The 3,256-nt window shown below is 67.4% G+C and carries 3 protein-coding genes; all 3 read right to left on the reverse strand.

The annotated features are described in order from the left end of the window. On the reverse strand, positions 1–1,294 hold a 1,294-nt coding region (locus EN893_RS25450), incomplete at its 3' end, for a chemotaxis protein MotC (protein ID WP_128361861.1). After that, a complete protein-coding gene (locus tag EN893_RS25455; RefSeq protein WP_127301887.1) occupies positions 1,291–2,634 on the reverse strand; it encodes a MotB family protein in 1,344 nt (447 codons plus the stop codon). The genes EN893_RS25450 and EN893_RS25455, both read right to left, overlap by 4 nt. Then, positions 2,631–3,256: hypothetical protein (locus EN893_RS25460; RefSeq protein WP_128361862.1), on the reverse strand; the 626-nt coding region annotated here is incomplete at its 5' end. The genes EN893_RS25460 and EN893_RS25455, both read right to left, overlap by 4 nt.

The raw sequence follows: 3,256 nt of genomic DNA on the forward strand, positions 1-3,256 counted from the left end.
GCTCTGGGCCGGCTGCGGGTGACGGTGCCGACGCCGGCATGACAGTCGCAGGGTCGGGGGATGCCGCTGCTGCCGTGTCCGGCGCATTGGCGGCTGGTCCGCTGGAGGCCGCGGTGACGGCGGGTTGCTCCGAGATGGCGCCTTCGACCGGTGGCAGGCCACTGTCATCGGCGCCTTGCGCCGTGGCGATCTCGGGCACCGGCTGCGCGGCGGCGGCAGGAACTGGGGCAGGCTTTTCCGCCGGAAGGGCGGTGGGCGGCGCGACGACCTCGCCGGCAATGGCCTGCGCGGCGTCGAGCAAAGCGCGGTCGCCCTCCGACAGCCGGCTGCGGTCGATCTTGCCGAGCTTGGCACGAACGTCCTCGATTGTCCCCGAGGTGACGGTGGAAAGGCTGGCATAGAGCAGGGCGCGTGGATCGTCCTGATTGGTGTTGCCGTCGCGGCCCTGTTCCGCCCGCGCCGAAGCGAAGGCCGACAAGTCGTTCAGGCCGTCTATCGCGGCCCGGCGGGCGATGCGCAGATAGATCACCTTCTCGCGCTCGGGATCCATCATCGAGGTGATGTCGCCCAGCTTGTCCTGGCTGATCGACATGTGCAGCGCGATGACGCCGGAGACGAAGGAGTCGGCGAACTGGCTGGCATAGGGCGAATAGAGGTAGCGCTCGACATATTGGGTGGAAGCAAGGGCGAAGCGTGCCGCGTCGCCTTGCGCGACTGCAAGGCCGACCGAACGGCGAAGTGCCGCTTCCTCGACCAGCGTGCCGGGGCTGAGCAATCTTGCCTCGTCGAGCAGACGGAGTGCGGTCGCCGGCTGATCACCGGCAAGCAGTGAGCCTTTGACCAAAGCGAGGAAGGCGCCGAGATCCGGAGGCAGCGCCATGGGATCGATCGGCCTCAAGGCTTCGATAGCCTCGCCGGGCCGGCCGTTGAGGTAATCAATCACGCCTTTGGCGATGGCAAGGCTTTGCGGATCCGTCGTAGCGCGCGACGTGGCCGCTTCGACGGTCACCGGGTTGCCGCCGCTCATGCCGTAGACAAGCAGGGCTCGAAAGTTCTTGGGATCCTTGTAGTCCTCGGCATTCGCCGCCCGCAGGCGCGCATCCGCCATCTCCAGCAGCTTGGCTTGCATCGGCAAGGCGGCATGATCGCCGGCGGCTATGCGGTCCTGGATGAGTTGCAGCGAGCGCACCAGCTGATACGGCTGCAGCGCGTCCTGGGCGAAACCGGCCGACGGGTGTCCGCCGGCCAGCAGCAACAAACCAATCAACCGGCGGGTGACGGCCGCTCGCTTCATCCGCCGGTCGCCATCAGGATCTCGATGCGACGGTTCGCGGCCGCCAATGGATCGGCTGCTATTTTCGGCTGGCGGTCGGCGAAGCCGGCGACCTCGGTGATGCGGCGTTCGTCGACGCCGCCGCGCACGAGCATGTAGTAGGCGGAATGCGCGCGCGCCGTCGACAGCCGCCAATTGTCGTAGCTGTCGCCGCGGAACGGCCGGGCATCGGTGTGGCCGTTGATGCTGATGGTGCCCTTCTGGCTGTTGACGATGCGGCCGATCTTCTCCATCGCCAGCACCAGTTCGCGTCTCGGCAATGCCGAGCCGACCTCGAACATGCCGAAGTCGAGCTGATCGGTGATCGAGATGACGATCCCCTTGTCGGTGGCTTCGACCGAGACGCCGTCGTGCAGCTTGTCGCCGGGCTTGAAGGCATCGGCCAGCTGCCGCTTGACGTCGGCAGCTGCCTTGACGGCAGCCGCGGTTGGCGCCTTTTCGCCGATGTCGGGCTTGGCGGCCTTTTGCGCCTCAGGCTCTGCCTTGGCTGCGTCGGCGACCGTGGTGCCGTCCGGTTTGGTCTCGCCGGCCATTGCCGTGGCAGGGTTCGCGGCCTGCTTGCCGGTCGCGTCCTTGGCCAGCGGCTCAAGCGGTGCGGCCGCGACAGGCGGCACGGCTTTGACTTTGAGCACTTTCGTTTCGGCGGTCTTGTCGCCGGGCTTGGCCGGATCGCCCTCGATCTTCGTGCGCTCGGCGCTGGCTTCGGCGCCGGGCGCCGCTACCTGCTGCGACCAGAAATCCGGCTCGAAGGGATCGCGGTAGGAGGCGCCACCGGAGGCGCCGGTAGCCGGGCCGGCAGCCTGCACGCCGCCGTCGCCTTTCTGGCTGACATTCTGCATGACGCCGGTATCCGCGGCGATTTCCGAAAGCACCGCGTAGGGGTCGGCGAAGAGATGATCGTCGGAGCGTTCCGCCTGCTGCGGCTCCTGCTTGTCCTGCTTGCGGTCCGACGCGCCCGCGCCGGCATTGCCGTTCTGTCCGGCTTTGCTGGTCGCCTCTTGCGGATCGTCTGCCGTCAGCCCCATGGCGCGCGGTCCGTCGCCGAGATCCTCCAGGCCCTTGCGGCTCGAATTGCGGTCGACCAGCTTGACCGGGTTGAAGTAGCTGGCGACGGCTGCCTTGGTCTGCTCGTTGGCGGCGTTGATCAGCCACATGACCAGGAAGAAGCACATCATGGCCGTCATGAAGTCGGCGAAGGCGATCTTCCAGACGCCGCCATGGTGGGCCTCGTCATGGTCGTCATGGCTGCGCCGCACGATGATGATCTCGTGGCGGCCGTGGTCGGCGTCTGCGACGCTCATGCCAGGACCTCCGAGAGGACCGTCGACCATTCGGCCATGCGCGTCTCGAACACCGCCTCGTCGATGGCGACGGTCAGGTCGAAGCCTGGCGCCTCGACAAAATCGAGATTGGCGGCGCGGGGTCCGAGCGACGCCTTCAGTGTTTCGAACATCGAGAGCGGGCCGCGCACGACGATGCGCACCGCTTCGGCATCGCCGACCGCTTCGCGGATGGCGCCGGCCAATGCCTCGATCGAACGTTTCTGCAGATCGTCGCTGACGATGCCGCCGATGATGCGGGCGACCGTGGCGGCGACAAGTCCGGTGACGCGCGCCTCCATGGCATCGATGCGCAACGAGACCGCCTTGCCGACATCGTCGCCGAGGCTTTCGAGAAATATCCTTGCTTCCTCGGCATTGGCCTGGCGTTCGGCTTCGAGCGCGGCGTCATGCGCAGCCGACAGGCGGACCTCCAGCGCTGCCTCCGCCTGGGCAACCGCCTCGGCGATCAGCGTGCCGATATCGGCCTGCGGCGCCGGCGTCTCGGGCTTGTGTTCGGGATCGATTGCTGCCCGCGACTGGCCGGCACGTTGCGCGCGCGTCCCGAAATCAGGCAGAAGGTCGAAGAGGGCTACGGAGGGCA

Source organism: Mesorhizobium sp. M7A.F.Ca.CA.004.04.2.1 (assembly GCF_004022825.1).
Classification (GTDB): Bacteria; Pseudomonadota; Alphaproteobacteria; order Rhizobiales; family Rhizobiaceae; genus Mesorhizobium.